Genomic DNA, 15,721 nt, shown 5'->3' with positions numbered 1-15,721 from the left:
TTTTTTGCATCCTTTTTAGCCCTCGTCCGTCTTATCTATAACGAGCGCTGATGGCCTTCAAACCATCGGCGTGTAACACACGATAAGAGGACGCAGTATGTTTGACGTTTTTACCTATTTTGCCGATTGGCTCGCTTACCAACTTATCGGGCTATCACCGGATACGCAATTGGGTGAGGCGATTCACTTTTTTATTGAAGACACCACCAAAATCCTCGCGCTATTGGTCGTGATGATTTATGTCATTGCGCTGTTGCGCGCGTCGCTCAAGGTTGAGCGTGTCCGTGATTATTTAGCGGGCAAAAAGCGTTTCTTTGGTTATGCCTCGGGAAGCTTTTTCGGCGCAATCACGCCTTTTTGCTCGTGTTCGAGTATTCCGGTTTTTCTTGGCTTTACCTCGGCAGGGATCCCGCTTGGGATCACTATGGCCTTTCTCATCACTTCGCCGCTAATTAACGAAGTGGCCATTTTGTTGTTATTTAGTCTTTTGGGATGGGAATTTACGCTTGCATATGTGGCATTGGGGATCACCATTGGCATCGTTAGTGGCTGGTTTTTAGATGCCATCGGCGCACAGCGCTGGTTACAGCCATTTGCGGCGAATGCGATGGAAAAGGCGCAAGCACAACCCGCTTCACCGACCACTTCATCAACCCCAGCATCACCGTCGAGTGCATCGGCGATCTCACTGAATGCCCGCCATCAGTTCGCCAAACAAGAAATGAAAGACATTGTTGGGCGCATTTGGAAATGGGTGTTTATTGGTGTGGGTATTGGTGCGGCATTGCACGGTTTTGTGCCAGATGGCTGGATCGAATCTCACTTAGGGGCGGGGCAGTGGTGGTCGGTGCCCGCCTCGGTGTTTATCGGGATCCCGCTGTATTCGAACGCAACAGGTGTTATCCCCATCATGGAAAGTTTGCTTCGCAACGGCTTGCCATTGGGCACCACGCTAGCGTTTTGTATGAGCACTGTCGCAGCCAGTGTACCAGAGTTTGTGATGCTAAAGCAGGTGATGCAGTGGCGCCTACTCGCGATCCTGTTTGCGCTTTTACTGACTGGGTTCACGGTGACAGGGTGGGTCTTTAATTTACCTTTTTGGCAATTTTAGGAGAAAACAATGAAACAATTTAAAGTCCTTGGATCAGGCTGTACCAATTGCACGAATACGGCCAAACAGATTGAAGATATCGCGTCAGAGCAGCGGGTTGACGTCTCCGTCGAAAAAATCACCGATCTTGAAACCATGATGGCTTATGGTGTGATGTCGACACCGGCGGTGGTGATGGATGAGCAAGTGGTCCATGCTGGCGGCGTGCCCAGTAACGAGACGATTAAACAATGGTTGCTCTAGTCTAATAAAAGTCAATATATTGAGACGTCCCCAAGCAGTCCATCCCACGGGCTGCTTTTTTTGGTTCCCAGACAACCACGATTAAATTTTTATGACAGCTTTCTCCGATTGCTTGCATTTTTATACGTTAGTAATAATATACGCATATCCATATGTTCATTTAGTGAAGAGTGTGAGAAAGGATATGTTGCCTCACCAGTTTTTCAAATTATTGGCCGATGAAACACGCGTGCGGTGTTTGCTGCTCATTGCTCGTGAAGGACAGTTATGTGTGTGCGAACTTACTGAAGCGCTAGATACCTCTCAGCCGAAGATTTCACGCCACTTGGCGCAGCTTCGTGCCAGTGGTGTGTTGATTGATACGCGCCAAGGGCAATGGGTGTTTTATCGTCTCGCCGACGATTTACCGGGCTGGATGCGCAAACAAATTCAAGGCTTAGTTGATTCCAACTGCCTAAAAGACACTTATCAAGACGATATCACGCGGCTTGCCAAGATGGCGTCACGCCCAACTTGCTGCGTATAAAGGAGAGAGTTATGACAATTAAAGTCGGGATTAATGGGTTTGGCCGTATCGGCCGTTTGGCATTACGAGCTGCATTTGACTGGCCAGAGCTCGAATTTGTCCACATTAATGACGTGGCGGGAGATACGGAAACACTGGCGCATTTGCTGGAGTTTGATTCGGTACAAGGGCGTTGGCATCACGCGGTGAGTGCAGAAGGCAACCGCGTGCAGATTAACGGTCAAACACTGACGACAAGCCAAGAAAAAGCGATTGATGCCGTCGACTGGTCAGGCTGCGATGTGGTGATTGAAGCAACGGGAAAACACCGTGACGCGGATTTGCTGCAAAAATACTTGGACCAAGGCGTAAAGCGTGTGGTTGTCTCTGCGCCAGTCAAAGATGAGCGTGTGGCGAATATCGTGGTGGGAGTGAATGACGCGATATTTGATCCCAGCAAACATCGAATCGTTACCGCAGCGTCGTGCACCACCAACTGCTTGGCTCCGATTGTGAAAGTGATCCATGAAAAGCTGGGGATTGCGCAGTCGACCTTCACTACCATTCATGATTTAACCAATACTCAAACGATTTTAGATGCGCCGCATAAAGACTTACGTCGTGCTCGCGCGTGCGGCATGAGCTTGATCCCGACCACCACAGGATCGGCGACCGCCATCGTAGAAATTTTCCCGGATCTAAAAGGTAAGATTAATGGCCACGCGGTGCGTGTCCCCCTCGCCAATGCGTCGCTAACGGATGTGATTTTTGATGTGGAAACCGATACCACTGCTGATGAGGTGAATGCACTGTTGCAAGAGGCCGCGGACGTTGAGCTTAAAGGCATTCTTGGCTTTGAGGCGCGTCCGTTAGTCTCGATTGATTACCGTGGCGATCAGCGCTCCACCATTGTCGATGGTTTATCCACCATGGTAGTGGGCAAGCGTATGGTCAAAATCTATGCATGGTATGACAACGAGATGGGGTATGCCACGCGTACCGCCGAGCTGGTACGCAACGTTGGCTTAGTCGATCAGTAAGTGATGCTTTTTAACGGTGGCGGTGCATACAGAGCATCGCCTTTATTTACCGCTCTTATTAAACCTAATTAGACAGCCACTATGTTTGCTCAATTAAGCCAATCCGTGCGCCAGTACATGCTGGTCACCTTTAACTATTGGAATTTTACCATCACCGACGGCGCACTGCGTATGTTGGTGGTGCTGTATTTTTATGATTTAGGCTATGGCACCTTAGAAATCGCGTCGCTATTTTTGTTTTACGAATTTTTTGGCGTGGTGACTAACCTGGTCGGAGGCTGGTTAGGGGCTCGATTAGGGCTTAACCGCACCATGAATATTGGCCTAGGCATGCAAATTGTGGCGCTCGCCATGTTAGCGGTGCCAGCCGTTTGGCTTACCATTCCCTGGGTGATGGCGGCTCAAGCCTTGTCTGGGATTGCGAAAGATCTTAATAAAATGAGTGCCAAAAGTGCGATCAAAACCCTAGTGCCCGAAGACGCACAAGGAGCGCTGTTTAAGTGGATTGCGATCCTCACTGGCTCGAAGAACGCACTCAAAGGTGTGGGCTTTTTTGTCGGTGGCGCATTGCTCTCATGGATTGGCTTTCAATACGCGGTGGCAGCCATGGCGGGTGTATTGGTCTTGGTGTTTATCGGCAGTCTGGTATCGCTCCATGCCGATTTGGGGAAAGCCAAAAGTCAGCCAAAGTTTTCGGAAATATTTTCCAAGTCGCGCAGCGTCAATATTCTCTCAGCGGCACGGATGTTCCTTTTCGGCGCGCGAGATGTGTGGTTTGTGGTGGCCTTGCCAATTTATCTTGGCACCACATTTGGTTGGAGCCATAGTATGGTCGGTGGCTTTCTTGCACTATGGGTGATTGGTTACGGCGTGGTGCAAGGGATTGCGCCGAAAATTACCGGGCGCCAAGCTGGCCATTCGCCGGGCGGTAAAGCGGCGTTAGGTTGGGCAGGTTTATTAGCCGTGGTGACGGGTGTTATTGCTTACGCGATTGGTGAGCAGTGGCATCCGCAAGGGGTGATTATCGTCGGGCTTATGGTGTTTGGAGCGATATTTGCGATTAACTCTTCACTGCATTCCTACTTGATTGTCAGCTACGCCAAAGGTGATGGTGTGTCCCTGGATGTGGGCTTTTATTACATGGCTAACGCGATGGGACGCTTAATTGGCACCGTGTTATCCGGTTGGGTGTTCCAAGTATGGGGACTCGCCGCGTGTCTTTGGGTGTCGTTTGTATTTTTACTGATCACCACGGTGATTTCACTGTGGTTGCCTCAATCGCACATATCAGCGGCTCAAGCCTAAACGAAGAGCAACAAGGGCAAGAGAATACACTTGCCCTTATTTCAGACTATGCCTACTCATTGATCATGTTGCTGATCTTCTTTTGTAGTTCTTTATCTTCACGTGCTTGACGAAAGACATTGTTATATTCTTCGATGGATAAGCCAGTTGCTTCAATCGCTTGTGCCATTTCTTTCTGCGTCTCCGCCATCAGTGCTTTAGCTTGCTCTTCATCACTGATGCTCTCGAGCTTACTTTGATAGTCTTTAGATATTGAAACAACCTGTTCAGCCGCTTCTGCGTAGCTGCTCACCACTTGGTCAGTCAGCTGTTCTGCTGACATTTCGGTTGTCTCATTGGCAGCGAAACTTGGCAGACTGGCTGCAACAACAAACGCAAAAGATAGGGTCGCTAATATACGTTTCATCAATTTTCTCCTTTTATTCATCGCTGTTCACAGTAGAGGACATAGTGAATGAAGGTCAAACGCGAAAAAGGCGATTAAGAAAGTTCTAACAAAATCATGACATTCTCAATGTCAGAGCCATTGCTCAGCTTTTTCGAATAACTCCAACAATCGGGTCTACCGACATTACCGTCGATGCTTCATATACTGTGCTCAGAAAGAAAGGAGGACCTATGGGAAAACTGATTGACGGTATTTGGCACGATGTATGGTATGACACCAAAGCATCAGGCGGGCGTTTTGTTCGTGAAGATGCTGGATTCCGACATTGGATAACCGCGAGCGGTGAAGCCGGCCCAAGCGGGGATGCGGGTTTTAAAGCAGCGTCTGATCGTTATCATCTCTATGTGTCTCTCGCTTGCCCGTGGGCACATCGCACCTTGATTATGCGTCATCTGAAAGGGCTTGAATCCCATATCGGCGTGACTGTTGTTGCGCCCGAAATGCTGGAGCATGGCTGGACATTCTCAGAGCCCGAGCCCTTATATGGCTTTGACTACGCGCACCAGTTGTACACCAAAGCCAAGCCTGACTACACGGGTCGGGTCACTGTGCCGATTTTGTGGGATAAGCAAACCCAGACCATTGTCAGTAATGAATCGGCCGATATCATTCGGATGTTTAATTCGGCCTTTAATGCCATTACGGGGAATGATGACGATTATTACCCAGAAAACCTGCGTGCAGCGGTCGATCAGTGGAATGAATTTGTTTATCCGAACGTGAATAACGGCGTGTATAAATGTGGCTTTGCCACCGAACAAGCGGCTTATGAAGACGCTTTTGATAAGCTATTCAGTGCGTTGACGGTGTTGGACGATCATCTGAGTCGCAACCGCTATCTGGCTGGGAATCAGATCACAGAAGCAGACTGGCGATTATTTACCACTTTAATCCGCTTTGATCCTGTGTACGTGGGTCACTTTAAATGTAACAAACAACGTATCGCCGACTACTGCAATTTGTTCTGCTATATGAAAGAGTTATTTCAAGTGCCAGGCGTGGCAGGAACGGTCGATATGCACCATATCAAAACCCACTATTACTACAGCCATGGCAACATCAATCCGACACGGATCGTACCTAAAGGTCCAGAGCAAGATTTGTGGTCACCGCATGGCCGAGCGGCCTTGAGTAGATAATGAATATGTCGTTTAGTGCATGTCGTTTGATAGAACGAGCAAGGGCCAGCAAATGCTGGCCCTTTAAATAATGGTGGTGGAGGAAGGATTCGAACCTTCGAAGGCTGAGCCGTCAGATTTACAGTCTGATCCCTTTGACCGCTCGGGAACTCCACCACGCGATTGAGGCGAATCTTACCAAACCGACTGGATCTGTAAAGGGTTTTCTTAATCTCAGAATGCGGTTGGTGTTTTTTTCAACGTCTTGCGGCCAAAATCAGCGATAAGCGTCGTTTTTATCGCTTTTTGAAACCTGCCTGCGTTTTCACAGTCTGAGTGCTATGTAGCTAAATCTCGAATTTGGATGTAATAACGATAAAAAACAACGTCTTTACAATTCTTTAAGGACAAAAAAACGTAGATCAGTACACTGGTGCTATTCAAATAATAAGGTGTCATGCAATGAAAAAATGGATGCTATTGGGCGTCGCTGTGTTGGCGGGGATCGCGTACTGGCAGTTTGGTGACTCGGCGTCATCTAACGGTGAGACATCAGCGCCACCACCCAGCGCTCGCGCTGTGGATGTGATGACCGCGCCGGTAGAAACCCAGTCTGTTTCACCGTCTCTGTCGTTAGTGGGAAACATCAAAGCTCATCAACAGATCAGTATTGAATCGGAAGTGTCAGCACGGATTGAAGCGGTCCATGTGCAGCCGGGGGAAACGGTTGAAAAGGGCGCACCTTTGGTGACATTTAACCGCGCCAAAGCCCAAGCGGCTGTGCTGGAAGCGTCGGCATATCTGAATGATGAGATGCGTAAACTTAAAGAATACAATAAGTTGGCGCAACGTGGCGCATTGACGCAAACCGAACTAGAAGCACAACAAGCCAGCGTCAACATTGCCAAAGCCCGTCTGCAGTCGGCGCAATCTGATTTAGATGATCATCGCCTAACCGCGCCATTTTCCGGGCGTATCGGTTTGTTTGATCTTAGCGTCGGTCAGCGTGTGGACATCGGTGAAACCTTGTTCAGTCTCGATAATCTGTCGCGTATGAATCTGGATATTCAAGTCCCAGAGCAGTATTTCAGCCGCTTATATCCTGATATGCCGGTGGTAGTGACCTCCCAAGCTTGGCCGGACAAAACGTTCAATGGTGAGGTTCGGGTCGTGGACTCTCGTATCAATCAAGACGCGTTATCTGTTGGTGTCCGGGTCGCGTTGGATAACCCTGAAAGCCAACTGCAACCTGGTATGCTGATGGAAGCAAAATTGGCCTTACCACAACAGCAAGCGGTGATTGTCCCGGTGCAAGCGCTGCAGTATTCCGGCACCCGTCGCTATGTGTTTCGTGTTGATGATGAAGGTATCGCCCATCGTACCGAAATTACCCTCGGTGCACGCATTGATAACCAAGTGGTAGTAAGTAAAGGACTTGAACCGGGGCAAAACATCGTCATACAAGGCTTGGTGAACATGCGCGATGGCGCACAAGTATCAGTGTTAAATGCAGAAGCGCCTAAACATCAAGCTGATGATCAAAGCCGTGTCGATGAGACCGCACCTGAGACGGAGGCCAGCTAATGTGGTTATCTGATGTGTCGGTGAAGCGGCCGGTGATGGCGGTGGTTTTGAGTTTACTGCTATGTGTGTTTGGTGCTGTGTCTTTTTCGACGCTCTCTGTGCGTGAGATGCCGGATATTGATAGCCCTGTGGTGAGTATTTACACCGGATATTCGGGCGCGTCGGCAAGCATTATGGAAAGCCAAGTCACACAGTTGATTGAAGATGAGCTGTCCGGCATTAGCGGTATTGATGAAATTACGTCAGTCAGTCGTAATGGCTCATCGCGTATCACGGTGGAATTTAACCTCGATCATCCACTGACTGAAGGCGTGAGTGATGTGCGCGATGCGGTGGCGCGTGCGCAAGGTGGACTGCCCGATGATGCCAATGATCCGATTGTGTATAAAGATAACGGCACCGGTGAAGCAGCGATATACATCAACCTAGCGTCATCGGAAATGGATCGCAACCAGCTTACCGAGTACGCTCAGCGCACCCTGGAAGACAGATTCAGTTTGATTTCTGGGGTGAGCTCGGTCGACTTATACGGCGCGCTGTATAAAGTGATGTATGTCAAACTGGACCCCACCCAGATGGCAGGACATGGGATCACGACCCAAGATATTCTCGATGCATTGCGGGAGGAAAACCTAGAAAGCCCGGGCGGGGAAATCCGTAATGACGTGATGACCATGCCGGTGCGTAGCGATCGTTTATATCGTAATGCGGAAGATTTTAACCAGCTGGTGATCCGTACCACGGCCGATGGAACGGCGATTTATTTGTCGGATGTGGCGGACGTCGCCATTGGCTCACGTAATGAAGATGCCACCTATAAAAATAATGGTATCAACAACCTTAGCTTAGCATTGATCCCACAATCCGATGCCAATCCGCTCGATATCTCTGAGCGTGCCCACAAGCTCGTAGATGAGATGCAGGCATTTCTCCCTGAAGGTACACGCCTTTGGGTCGACTATGATACCACCATATTTATCGAGCGCTCGATTGAAGAGGTGTACAGCACGCTCTTTGTGACTGGCGCGTTGGTGGTATTAGTCTTGTATATCTTTATTGGCCAAGCCCGCGCGACACTGATTCCCGCGGTGACCGTGCCCGTGTCATTGATTTCGGCCTTTATCGTCGCCTCGGCACTGGGATTCTCGATTAACCTTCTCACCTTGATGGCGCTGATCTTAGCGATTGGGTTAGTGGTGGATGATGCCATCGTGGTGGTGGAAAATATCTTCCACCATTTACAGCAAGGCGATAAGCCGTTGGTAGCCGCTTACCGTGGCGCACGGGAGGTGGGCTTTGCGGTGATTGCGACCACGGCGGTACTGGTGATGGTGTTCTTACCCATCACCTATATGGACGGCATGATAGGCAAGCTATTCACAGAATTTGCGGTGATGCTGGCCGTGACCGTGTTGTGTTCATCCTTGATTGCTCTGACGCTGACGCCCGTGCTGGGCAGTAAGTTGCTGCGATTAAATGTGTCATCCAGTCCGGTTAACCGCATTGTGACACGTGGGTTTGAGCGGCTTGAAAGTTATTATCGGCGCGCTTTAGTGCAGGTGCTGCGCTGGCGTTGGATGGCCCCAGTAGTAATTCTACTTTGCCTTGGTGGCAGTGGGGCGTTAATGCAATCTTTACCGTCTCAGTTGGTGCCGCAAGAAGACCGTGGTGTACTGTTAGCCTTTGTGAAAGGCGCTGAAGGGACGGCATATAACCGCATGGTGGGCAACATTGAGCAAATCGAACAGCGCTTAATGCCACTGGTAGAAGCAGGCACGTTAAGCTCAGTGAGTTTGCAAACGCCTGCCTTTGGGGGGCGCGCCGGCGACCAAACTGGCTTTGTGATCATGCTTTTACCCGATTGGGATGAGCGCGACCGTTCAGCACAAGCCATTCTCGGGGAAGTGCGTCAGGTACTGAATGGCGTGCCAGATGTGCAAGTGTTCCCGTTTGCCCCTGGTTTTGGCGGTCGAAGCTCTGAGCCGGTGCAATTTGTACTCAGCGGCCCAGACTACCCTGAGTTGCATCGCTGGGCTGAGACCTTAGGTGAAATGAGTCGTGATGCGGGCATGATTGATAGCCCGGACTATGACTACAGCCAAAATACGCCTGAGCTAGTCGTCAAAGTAGACCGCCGTCGTGCGTCTGAACTTGGCATTTCGGTACGGGACGTCTCCGACACCTTGGAAGTCATGTTAGGTGGTCGCGCGCAGACCAGCTATGTGGATCGCGGTGAAGAATATGATGTGTATGTCCGTGGCGATGAAAATGCGTTTAGCAGCAAGAGCGATCTGAGTCGTATCTATATGCGCAGTCGTAGTGGTCAATTGGTCTCGCTGGATGCGGTAACCACGGTGGAAGAAACCGCCTCTGCGCAGCGTCTAAGCCATACCAACAAGCAAAAATCGATCACCTTATCGGCGCACTTAGGTGAGGATGTGACGCTCGGCCAAGCACTCGATTATCTCGACTCCGCGGCGGCCGAGACGCTGCCAGCTGATATCTCGGTGGGCTACTCGGGCGAGTCGAAAGATTTTCGGGACAACCAAACCAGTGTGCTGGTGGTGTTTGGTTTAGCCCTCTTGGTATCGTACTTGGTGTTAGCGGCGCAATTTGAAAGCTTTATCAACCCCTTGGTAGTGATGTTGACGGTGCCCATGGGGATGCTAGGTGGCTTTTTAGGTTTGTGGCTGACCAACCAAGGGATCAATATCTATAGCCAAATTGGTTTGATCATGCTGATTGGGATGGTGACGAAAAACGGTATCTTAATCGTGGAGTTTGCCAACCAATTGCGTGATCGTGGTATTGCATTTGAAAAAGCGATTATCGATGCGTCAGTCCGTCGCTTGCGACCGATTTTGATGACGGCGTTTACCACCTTGGCAGGGATGATCCCGCTGATCCTGTCAACCGGGGCGGGAGCCGAAAGTCGTATCGCGGTTGGGACGGTGATCTTCACCGGCATGGCCTTTGCGACCTTTGTCACCTTGCTGGTGATCCCGGCGATGTATCGCTTGCTTTCAGTGCACACGCACTCGCCTGAGTATGTGGCGCAGCAATTGGATAAAGCGCTTGCAGTGGAAACCGTGCATCGGGCTAGTCATGGTGAGTTTGATACCCATCCGCATGATGAGCCGCATAAATAACCGCTGTTTGATACTCGATACAAAAACCGCCTCATTGCGAGGCGGTTTTTTATTTCTTGTCGCTCCAGTTGGGTGCGCGCCGTTACGCGTTTTTAGCTTGTTTTTGCTGCAGTGCGGCTTGCACGTCCGCTTGGTTGGCGAGGTACTCATCTAAGCCACGCTGGCGTAAGTGACAGGCTGGACACTCTCCACAGCCGACGCCTTTAATGCCGTTATAACAGGTTAGGGTGTGGTCGCGTACAAAATCGAGGGCGTGATACTGATCGGCCAGTGCCCAGGTCTCGGCTTTATTCAGCCACATCAGTGGTGTGACTAGCGCGAGTTTTCTGTCCATGCCGCGCTCAAGGGCTTGCTGCATTGATTGAATAAAATCATTGCGACAATCAGGGTAGCCAGAAAAGTCGGTTTCGCAGACACCGGTGATCACCGCCTCAGCGCCAATTTGATAGGCGTAGATGCCGGCCAACGTCAAAAACAAGATATTACGTCCCGGCACAAAGGAATTGGGCAGGCCGTTTTCGTTCAGCGCGTTGGAAACGGGAATATTGTCGCGTGTGAGCGAGCTAATCGCCAATTCATTGAGCAAACCAACATCCAGTACCTTGTGCGCACTGACGTTGCGGTTTGCAGCAATCTCACGGGCAACATCAATTTCTTGTTTGTGGCGCTGGTTATAGTCGAAAGTGAGGCAATGCACTTCGTCGTACTCTGCCTGCGCTTGAATCAAACAGGTGGTTGAATCCTGTCCTCCGCTAAATACCACAACGGCTTTTTTCATCGGTTTGTCCTCTGGCGGTGCTGCTCACCCAGTGTTACACAGAGCACGGATGGTACCCCTGTGTGGTATCGACAGCAAGCCAGACGCGATGATGTAATCCGTTAGTCAGCACGCAATTTGTACCCTCTTTGTTTGCTAAGCTACGCCTTGATAATTGATTTATAAAGGACATTCACAAGTCATGGACGGACTTGAACCGAAAACTATCCCCTGCCTGTGCCGCACGCCTATCTCGGGTATTTTTGTCAGAGTATGTCACCCTGATCACATCGACGCTGCCTTGGTGCGAGAAAGTAAAGACAGACCGAGCGGTCGGTATAATCGTCAGGGTGAAAGCGCGCTGTATTTGACTGAGAGTGCAGAGAGTGCGCGCGTGGCCATGCAAAAGTACGCCAGCCAGATCACGACGCCACGCGTGCTCGTGCGGTATCAGGTTGACCTCTGTGAGCTGGTGGATTTGCGTCATCCTGAACTTCTGCAATACAAAGCCTTATCCAGCGTTGATTGGCAAGCCGCCTTAGCAAATGGCGAAGTACCATCCAGTTGGTTGGTGGCCGATAAGCTGAGAAGTGGTAATGAAATTGGCTTAATTGACCCGTCGCGAAAAGATCCCAGCACTTGGCATATCACCTTGTTTCGCTGGAACGCCCCAGGCGCGCCGACTGTGACCAGAGTGGGCGAGCCTGAAGAGATTAGTTTGAAATGACGGTCGCTGATAAGGCGAATCAAAAAAAACTTTTTCAGTGATACTTAAGTGCTACAATACTGATACTTTAATACCACTATTCGGGCGAGCGATGAAAGTAGAACTTGTGACCACACTGAAGCGTCAGGCAACCAAAATTTTGTCTGAATTGAAGGCGAATAAAGAGCCTGTTTTGATCACCGAACATGGTAAGCCTTCAGCGTACTTATTAAGTGTGGATGATTACGAATTAATGCAGAGTCGTCTTGCTATCTTAGAAGGGATCGCGCGTGGCGAGCGCGCAATTACCGAAGAGAAGCTCTTGAGTCACCATGATGCCAAGGAACAAATGTCCAAATGGCTCAAATAGTTTGGACTGAGCCTGCGCTGGCGGATCTGAATGACGTTGCTGAATATATTGCTCTGGACAATCTGGTTGCAGCGAAAGCGCTAGTGCAAGCGGCCTTTACCGCAGTGGAGCGGTTAGTGCTTTTTCCTGATTCTGGTCGGGTGCCACCTGAACTACCGCACTTGAATTACCGAGAGGTAGTGGTGAACCCTTGTCGTATTTTCTATAAACAAGAAGAAGACACGGTGTTTATCTTATTCGTTATGCGTTCAGAGCAGGATCTACGTAAGTTCTTACTATCGCGTTAAATTTGTCATTACACTTAAAAGTTCTCTATTGATTACTGACTGCGCGTCACGTCAGGCAACGCGCAGTGCTCGTCTCTATGCTTACTATTTCGCCACAAAGGCTTTTAACCCTTCGAACGTTTCGGCTGGGATAGGACAGCTTTTACCGGTTTTAAAATCGCAATAGACAATCAAAGCCTCGCCTTCGGCCACACAGCGTTCTTGATTGTGACTGTAGATTTCATACTTCATCGCATAGCGCTTTTCTTGAATATCCTCCACCCAAGCCACGGTGGTGATGGTATCTGGATACACCAAAGGGGCGCGATAATCGCAGCGCGTCGAGCCAACCACCGGGCCAACATGCAGTCGTTTAGCTAGCTCGAACACTTCCAGTTTTTCAAGCATCACCACGCGCACATCTTCAAAATAGCGAAAGTACACGGTGTTATTGATGTGTTGCAGGGCGTCCATGTCGTTCCAAACAATCGCCTGCGTATGAGAGAGTGGGTAGTTTTCTACTGGGATATTTGCCACAAGACAATCCTCCTTTATTGTGTGCCTTGATTGCACACCAAGCACAATGACAAGACAAGCTGGGCAAGTGTAAATACGGAGCTTGGTCTAACAATTGCGTAACAAAATGAATAAAGTGGCAAAGCAGGGAGCAAAGCGTGTGGCTATAATCGACTAATGTGGCAGCAGCCAGATTCTGGTATGATACGTCCCCTTTTTGGCCGTGCTTGGGCGCGGCTTTGTTTACTTTTGCTGTGGATACGACTTTGACTGATACCGCTTTTTCCTCGCTCGCGTTACCTGCTGATTTACTCGATAACTTAGCGACGCTGGGTTACACCGAAATGACACCGATTCAGGCGCAGAGCTTGCCGTCTGTGCTCGATGGTAAAGACATTATTGCTCAAGCAAAGACAGGTTCAGGGAAAACAGCGGCGTTTAGCCTTGGCGTGTTAGCCAAACTGAACGTGAAGCGCTTTCGCGTGCAATCCTTGGTGCTGTGTCCAACCCGTGAGTTGGCCGAGCAAGTTGCTGAGGAGATGCGCAAGTTGGCGCGTGGCCGCCATAATGTCAAAGTACTGACGCTGTGTGGCGGGGTATCGATTGGCCCGCAAATTGGCTCACTGGAGCATGGTGCACACATTATTGTCGGCACTCCAGGGCGTGTCGACGATCATTTACGCAAGGGTACATTGCGCCTCGATGATGTTGAAACCTTGGTGTTGGATGAAGCCGATCAGATGCTGGATATGGGCTTCCAAGATACCTTGGATGCTATCATTGCGCGTGTTCCCGCTCATCGCCAAACCTTATTATTCAGCGCCACCTTCCCGCGCTCGATCAATGCTATTGCCCAGCGAGTGCTGAGCCACCCTGTCTCCGTTAAAGTGGATGAGGTGCAAACGCAAAGTACAATCTCGCAACACGTCTATAAAGTTGATGACAACAGGCAGCGTTACCAAGCGTTAAAACTACTGTTATTGCACTTTCAGCCGCAAAGTTGTGTGGTGTTCTGTACGACCAAAGTCCAAACACAACAAGTGTGCGATAACTTAGAAGATGATGGTTTTAGCGCTGTTGCCTTGCATGGCGATATTGAACAGCGTGGCCGTGAGCGCACTTTGGTAAAATTTGCCAACAAAAGTGCGTCCGTGCTGGTGGCCACTGATGTCGCCGCGCGAGGCTTAGATATTGATGACATGGATATGGTGATCAACTATCAACTCGCCCACGATCCGCAAACTCACGTGCACCGCGTCGGCCGTACCGGTCGCGCTGGCAAAAAAGGGGTGGCGTGTTCGCTGTATAACGATGCTGAGCACTATAAGCTGGCGATGATTGGCGATCAGTATGACCGCGATTTTCTCCCCGAAGCCCTGCCGTCGCAGCACTTGCTTGACACTGCGCCTTACCAGCCTGAGATGGCAACCTTGATGATTGACTCGGGTAAAAAGCAAAAAGTACGCGCGGGCGATATTTTAGGCGCACTAACCGGTCAAGATGGTATTGACGGTAAACAGGTGGGTAAAATCAATGTGCTCGATAATGTGGCGTTTATTGCAGTGTCACAATCTTGCGTTAAAGCCGCGTTGCGTAAGTTGAATGATGGAAAAGTGAAAAGCCGCACCATTCGCGCACGCCGGGTTTAGTTTTTACCGTAAGCTATAGATTAGCTTGCTAAGCTGCTAAATTAACCTACTCTATTTCAATCGCTTAATTGAAGAGGTACGCACGACACCGTTTTTCGTGTCGCGCGTATTTACACGGAGTGGAAAATGAAAAAGTATTTTGAGAATTTAGCAAAAGCCTTGCTCGGCCAGCCGTTTGGTAGCCTGAGTTCAGGTGAGAAAAAAGTCATTGAAAGCATTGCCAATAATACGTCTGTCTCTGAAAACGTTAACAAGTCCTTTCACGAAAGTCTGACACCCGGGCAAATGGTGGCGGATAAAATTGCCTCATTTGGTGGTTCTTGGTCGTTTATCGGACTTTTCTTCGCTTTCATTATTGGCTGGATTGTCGTGAATACGGTTTGGTTGGTGGGGGACACTTCTTTTGATCCTTATCCATTTATTTTGCTTAACCTAGGATTGTCCAGTCTGGCGGCTTTCCAAGCGCCTATCATCATGATGTCGCAAAACCGCCAAGCGGCAAAAGATAGGATGGAGCAAAAAGCCACCTACGAAATCAACCTAAAACTCGAGCTCGAGCTAATGCGCCTGCACGACAAGTTTGATGCCCTGCAGGCGCGAATAGATAGAGATACGGACTAGCGTGTTGACACTTTGTTGTGAGTTTTATTAATCGTTTGGCTCAAATATCGAAGGCGCCATGCAACGGGCGCGCCGGCTACACCGAGTGACAAGATTAATATCGCCCCGGCGCTTGCCCGATCTACACGAAATTTATGTTTCGGTGGTGCCATTGGCGACGATGCCACAAGGCGTTAATATTTAACGTCGATGATTCCATTGGCGTAGGTGACACAAGCCCCAGCACGATGATGGGTATGTGCACATTGTCAACGGGCGCCAGTTGCACTGCGCCTGTTACGATTGGTGCCAATTTTGACCCCGATGTCGGATGGCGCGCGGCCCATATCGTGA

17 protein-coding genes and 1 tRNA gene are annotated in these 15,721 nt (G+C 49.8%); 13 read left to right on the top strand and 5 right to left on the bottom strand.

Annotation, left to right across the window (positions count from 1 at the left end):
* The first annotated feature begins 97 nt into the window (after window positions 1–97).
* From HLG76_RS11635 to arsJ, 5 genes are all read left to right on the top strand, one after another.
* The gene (locus HLG76_RS11635) at window positions 98–1,111 is read left to right on the top strand and encodes a permease (protein WP_175993699.1); all 1,014 of its coding nucleotides are present in this window, start codon (window positions 98–100) and stop codon (window positions 1,109–1,111) included.
* 9 nt (window positions 1,112–1,120) lie between these two features.
* Window positions 1,121–1,354: a thioredoxin family protein gene (locus HLG76_RS11630; protein WP_175993698.1), complete on the top strand. Its 234-nt coding sequence runs from the start codon at window positions 1,121–1,123 to the stop codon at window positions 1,352–1,354.
* Between the two features lie 184 nt (window positions 1,355–1,538).
* Entirely contained in the window at window positions 1,539–1,880 is a 342-nt protein-coding gene (locus tag HLG76_RS11625; RefSeq protein WP_175993724.1) for a metalloregulator ArsR/SmtB family transcription factor, read from the top strand.
* A gap of 11 nt (window positions 1,881–1,891) precedes the next feature.
* The gene (locus HLG76_RS11620) at window positions 1,892–2,899 is read left to right on the top strand and encodes an ArsJ-associated glyceraldehyde-3-phosphate dehydrogenase (RefSeq protein WP_175993697.1); all 1,008 of its coding nucleotides are present in this window, start codon (window positions 1,892–1,894) and stop codon (window positions 2,897–2,899) included.
* Window positions 2,900–2,980: 81 nt separating this feature from the next.
* Complete coding sequence (gene arsJ, locus HLG76_RS11615) at window positions 2,981–4,204, top strand: organoarsenical effux MFS transporter ArsJ (RefSeq protein ID WP_175993696.1); 1,224 nt, start codon at window positions 2,981–2,983, stop codon at window positions 4,202–4,204.
* A gap of 52 nt (window positions 4,205–4,256) precedes the next feature.
* On the opposite strand, the gene HLG76_RS11610 is transcribed toward arsJ, so the two are convergent.
* On the bottom strand, window positions 4,257–4,610 hold the full coding sequence (locus tag HLG76_RS11610; protein ID WP_175993695.1) for a DUF4168 domain-containing protein: 354 nt from the start codon (window positions 4,608–4,610) through the stop codon (window positions 4,257–4,259).
* Between the two features lie 212 nt (window positions 4,611–4,822).
* Here HLG76_RS11610 and HLG76_RS11605 point away from each other — a divergent pair, with 212 nt between their 5' ends.
* Window positions 4,823–5,791, top strand: a complete 969-nt coding sequence (locus HLG76_RS11605; protein ID WP_175993694.1) for a glutathione S-transferase family protein — start codon at window positions 4,823–4,825, stop codon at window positions 5,789–5,791.
* Window positions 5,792–5,862: 71 nt separating this feature from the next.
* On the opposite strand, the gene HLG76_RS11600 is transcribed toward HLG76_RS11605, so the two are convergent.
* Window positions 5,863–5,947: transfer RNA gene (locus HLG76_RS11600), tRNA-Tyr, on the bottom strand.
* A 285-nt stretch (window positions 5,948–6,232) separates the two neighbouring features.
* Here HLG76_RS11600 and HLG76_RS11595 point away from each other — a divergent pair.
* Both HLG76_RS11595 and HLG76_RS11590 read left to right on the top strand, forming a co-directional pair.
* Entirely contained in the window at window positions 6,233–7,354 is a 1,122-nt protein-coding gene (locus tag HLG76_RS11595) for an efflux RND transporter periplasmic adaptor subunit (RefSeq protein WP_175993693.1), read from the top strand.
* The gene (locus tag HLG76_RS11590) at window positions 7,354–10,503 is read left to right on the top strand and encodes a multidrug efflux RND transporter permease subunit (RefSeq protein WP_175993692.1); all 3,150 of its coding nucleotides are present in this window, start codon (window positions 7,354–7,356) and stop codon (window positions 10,501–10,503) included. Before HLG76_RS11595 ends, HLG76_RS11590 begins: the two co-directional genes overlap by 1 nt.
* Window positions 10,504–10,585: 82 nt before the next feature.
* Here the strand turns inward: HLG76_RS11590 and queC are convergent, their stop codons facing one another.
* Window positions 10,586–11,281, bottom strand: coding sequence for a 7-cyano-7-deazaguanine synthase QueC (gene queC / locus HLG76_RS11585; RefSeq protein ID WP_175993691.1), 696 nt, complete (start codon window positions 11,279–11,281; stop codon window positions 10,586–10,588).
* 181 nt (window positions 11,282–11,462) lie between these two features.
* Here queC and HLG76_RS11580 point away from each other — a divergent pair, with 181 nt between their 5' ends.
* The 3 genes from HLG76_RS11580 to HLG76_RS11570 all read left to right on the top strand — a co-directional run bounded on the left by HLG76_RS11580 (window position 11,463) and on the right by HLG76_RS11570 (window position 12,623).
* Window positions 11,463–11,987 carry an RES family NAD+ phosphorylase gene (locus tag HLG76_RS11580; RefSeq protein WP_175993690.1) on the top strand — a complete coding sequence of 175 codons (525 nt, stop codon included), beginning with the start codon at window positions 11,463–11,465 and terminating at the stop codon, window positions 11,985–11,987.
* A gap of 91 nt (window positions 11,988–12,078) precedes the next feature.
* Window positions 12,079–12,336: a type II toxin-antitoxin system Phd/YefM family antitoxin gene (locus HLG76_RS11575; protein ID WP_077456206.1), complete on the top strand. Its 258-nt coding sequence runs from the start codon at window positions 12,079–12,081 to the stop codon at window positions 12,334–12,336.
* Window positions 12,324–12,623 (top strand): type II toxin-antitoxin system RelE/ParE family toxin, encoded by a 300-nt coding sequence (locus HLG76_RS11570; protein ID WP_077676824.1) that lies wholly within the window; start codon window positions 12,324–12,326, stop codon window positions 12,621–12,623. Before HLG76_RS11575 ends, HLG76_RS11570 begins: the two co-directional genes overlap by 13 nt.
* A gap of 84 nt (window positions 12,624–12,707) precedes the next feature.
* On the opposite strand, the gene HLG76_RS11565 is transcribed toward HLG76_RS11570, so the two are convergent.
* Window positions 12,708–13,139, bottom strand: a complete 432-nt coding sequence (locus HLG76_RS11565; RefSeq protein WP_368656358.1) for an acyl-CoA thioesterase — start codon at window positions 13,137–13,139, stop codon at window positions 12,708–12,710.
* 245 nt (window positions 13,140–13,384) lie between these two features.
* On the opposite strand from HLG76_RS11565, the gene dbpA reads away from it, so the two are divergent.
* Both dbpA and HLG76_RS11555 read left to right on the top strand, forming a co-directional pair.
* Window positions 13,385–14,767 (top strand): ATP-dependent RNA helicase DbpA, encoded by a 1,383-nt coding sequence (dbpA, locus tag HLG76_RS11560; RefSeq protein WP_175993689.1) that lies wholly within the window; start codon window positions 13,385–13,387, stop codon window positions 14,765–14,767.
* Window positions 14,768–14,893: 126 nt separating this feature from the next.
* Entirely contained in the window at window positions 14,894–15,388 is a 495-nt protein-coding gene (locus HLG76_RS11555; protein ID WP_021024566.1) for a DUF1003 domain-containing protein, read from the top strand.
* 121 nt (window positions 15,389–15,509) lie between these two features.
* On the opposite strand, the gene HLG76_RS14820 is transcribed toward HLG76_RS11555, so the two are convergent.
* Window positions 15,510–15,721: hypothetical protein (locus tag HLG76_RS14820; RefSeq protein WP_217706568.1), on the bottom strand; the 212-nt coding region annotated here is incomplete at its 5' end.

It is taken from the genome of Salinivibrio sp. EAGSL, assembly GCF_013366455.1.
GTDB lineage: Bacteria > Pseudomonadota > Gammaproteobacteria > Enterobacterales > Vibrionaceae > Salinivibrio > Salinivibrio costicola.
This window is presented reverse-complemented; position numbering and strand designations above follow the sequence as displayed.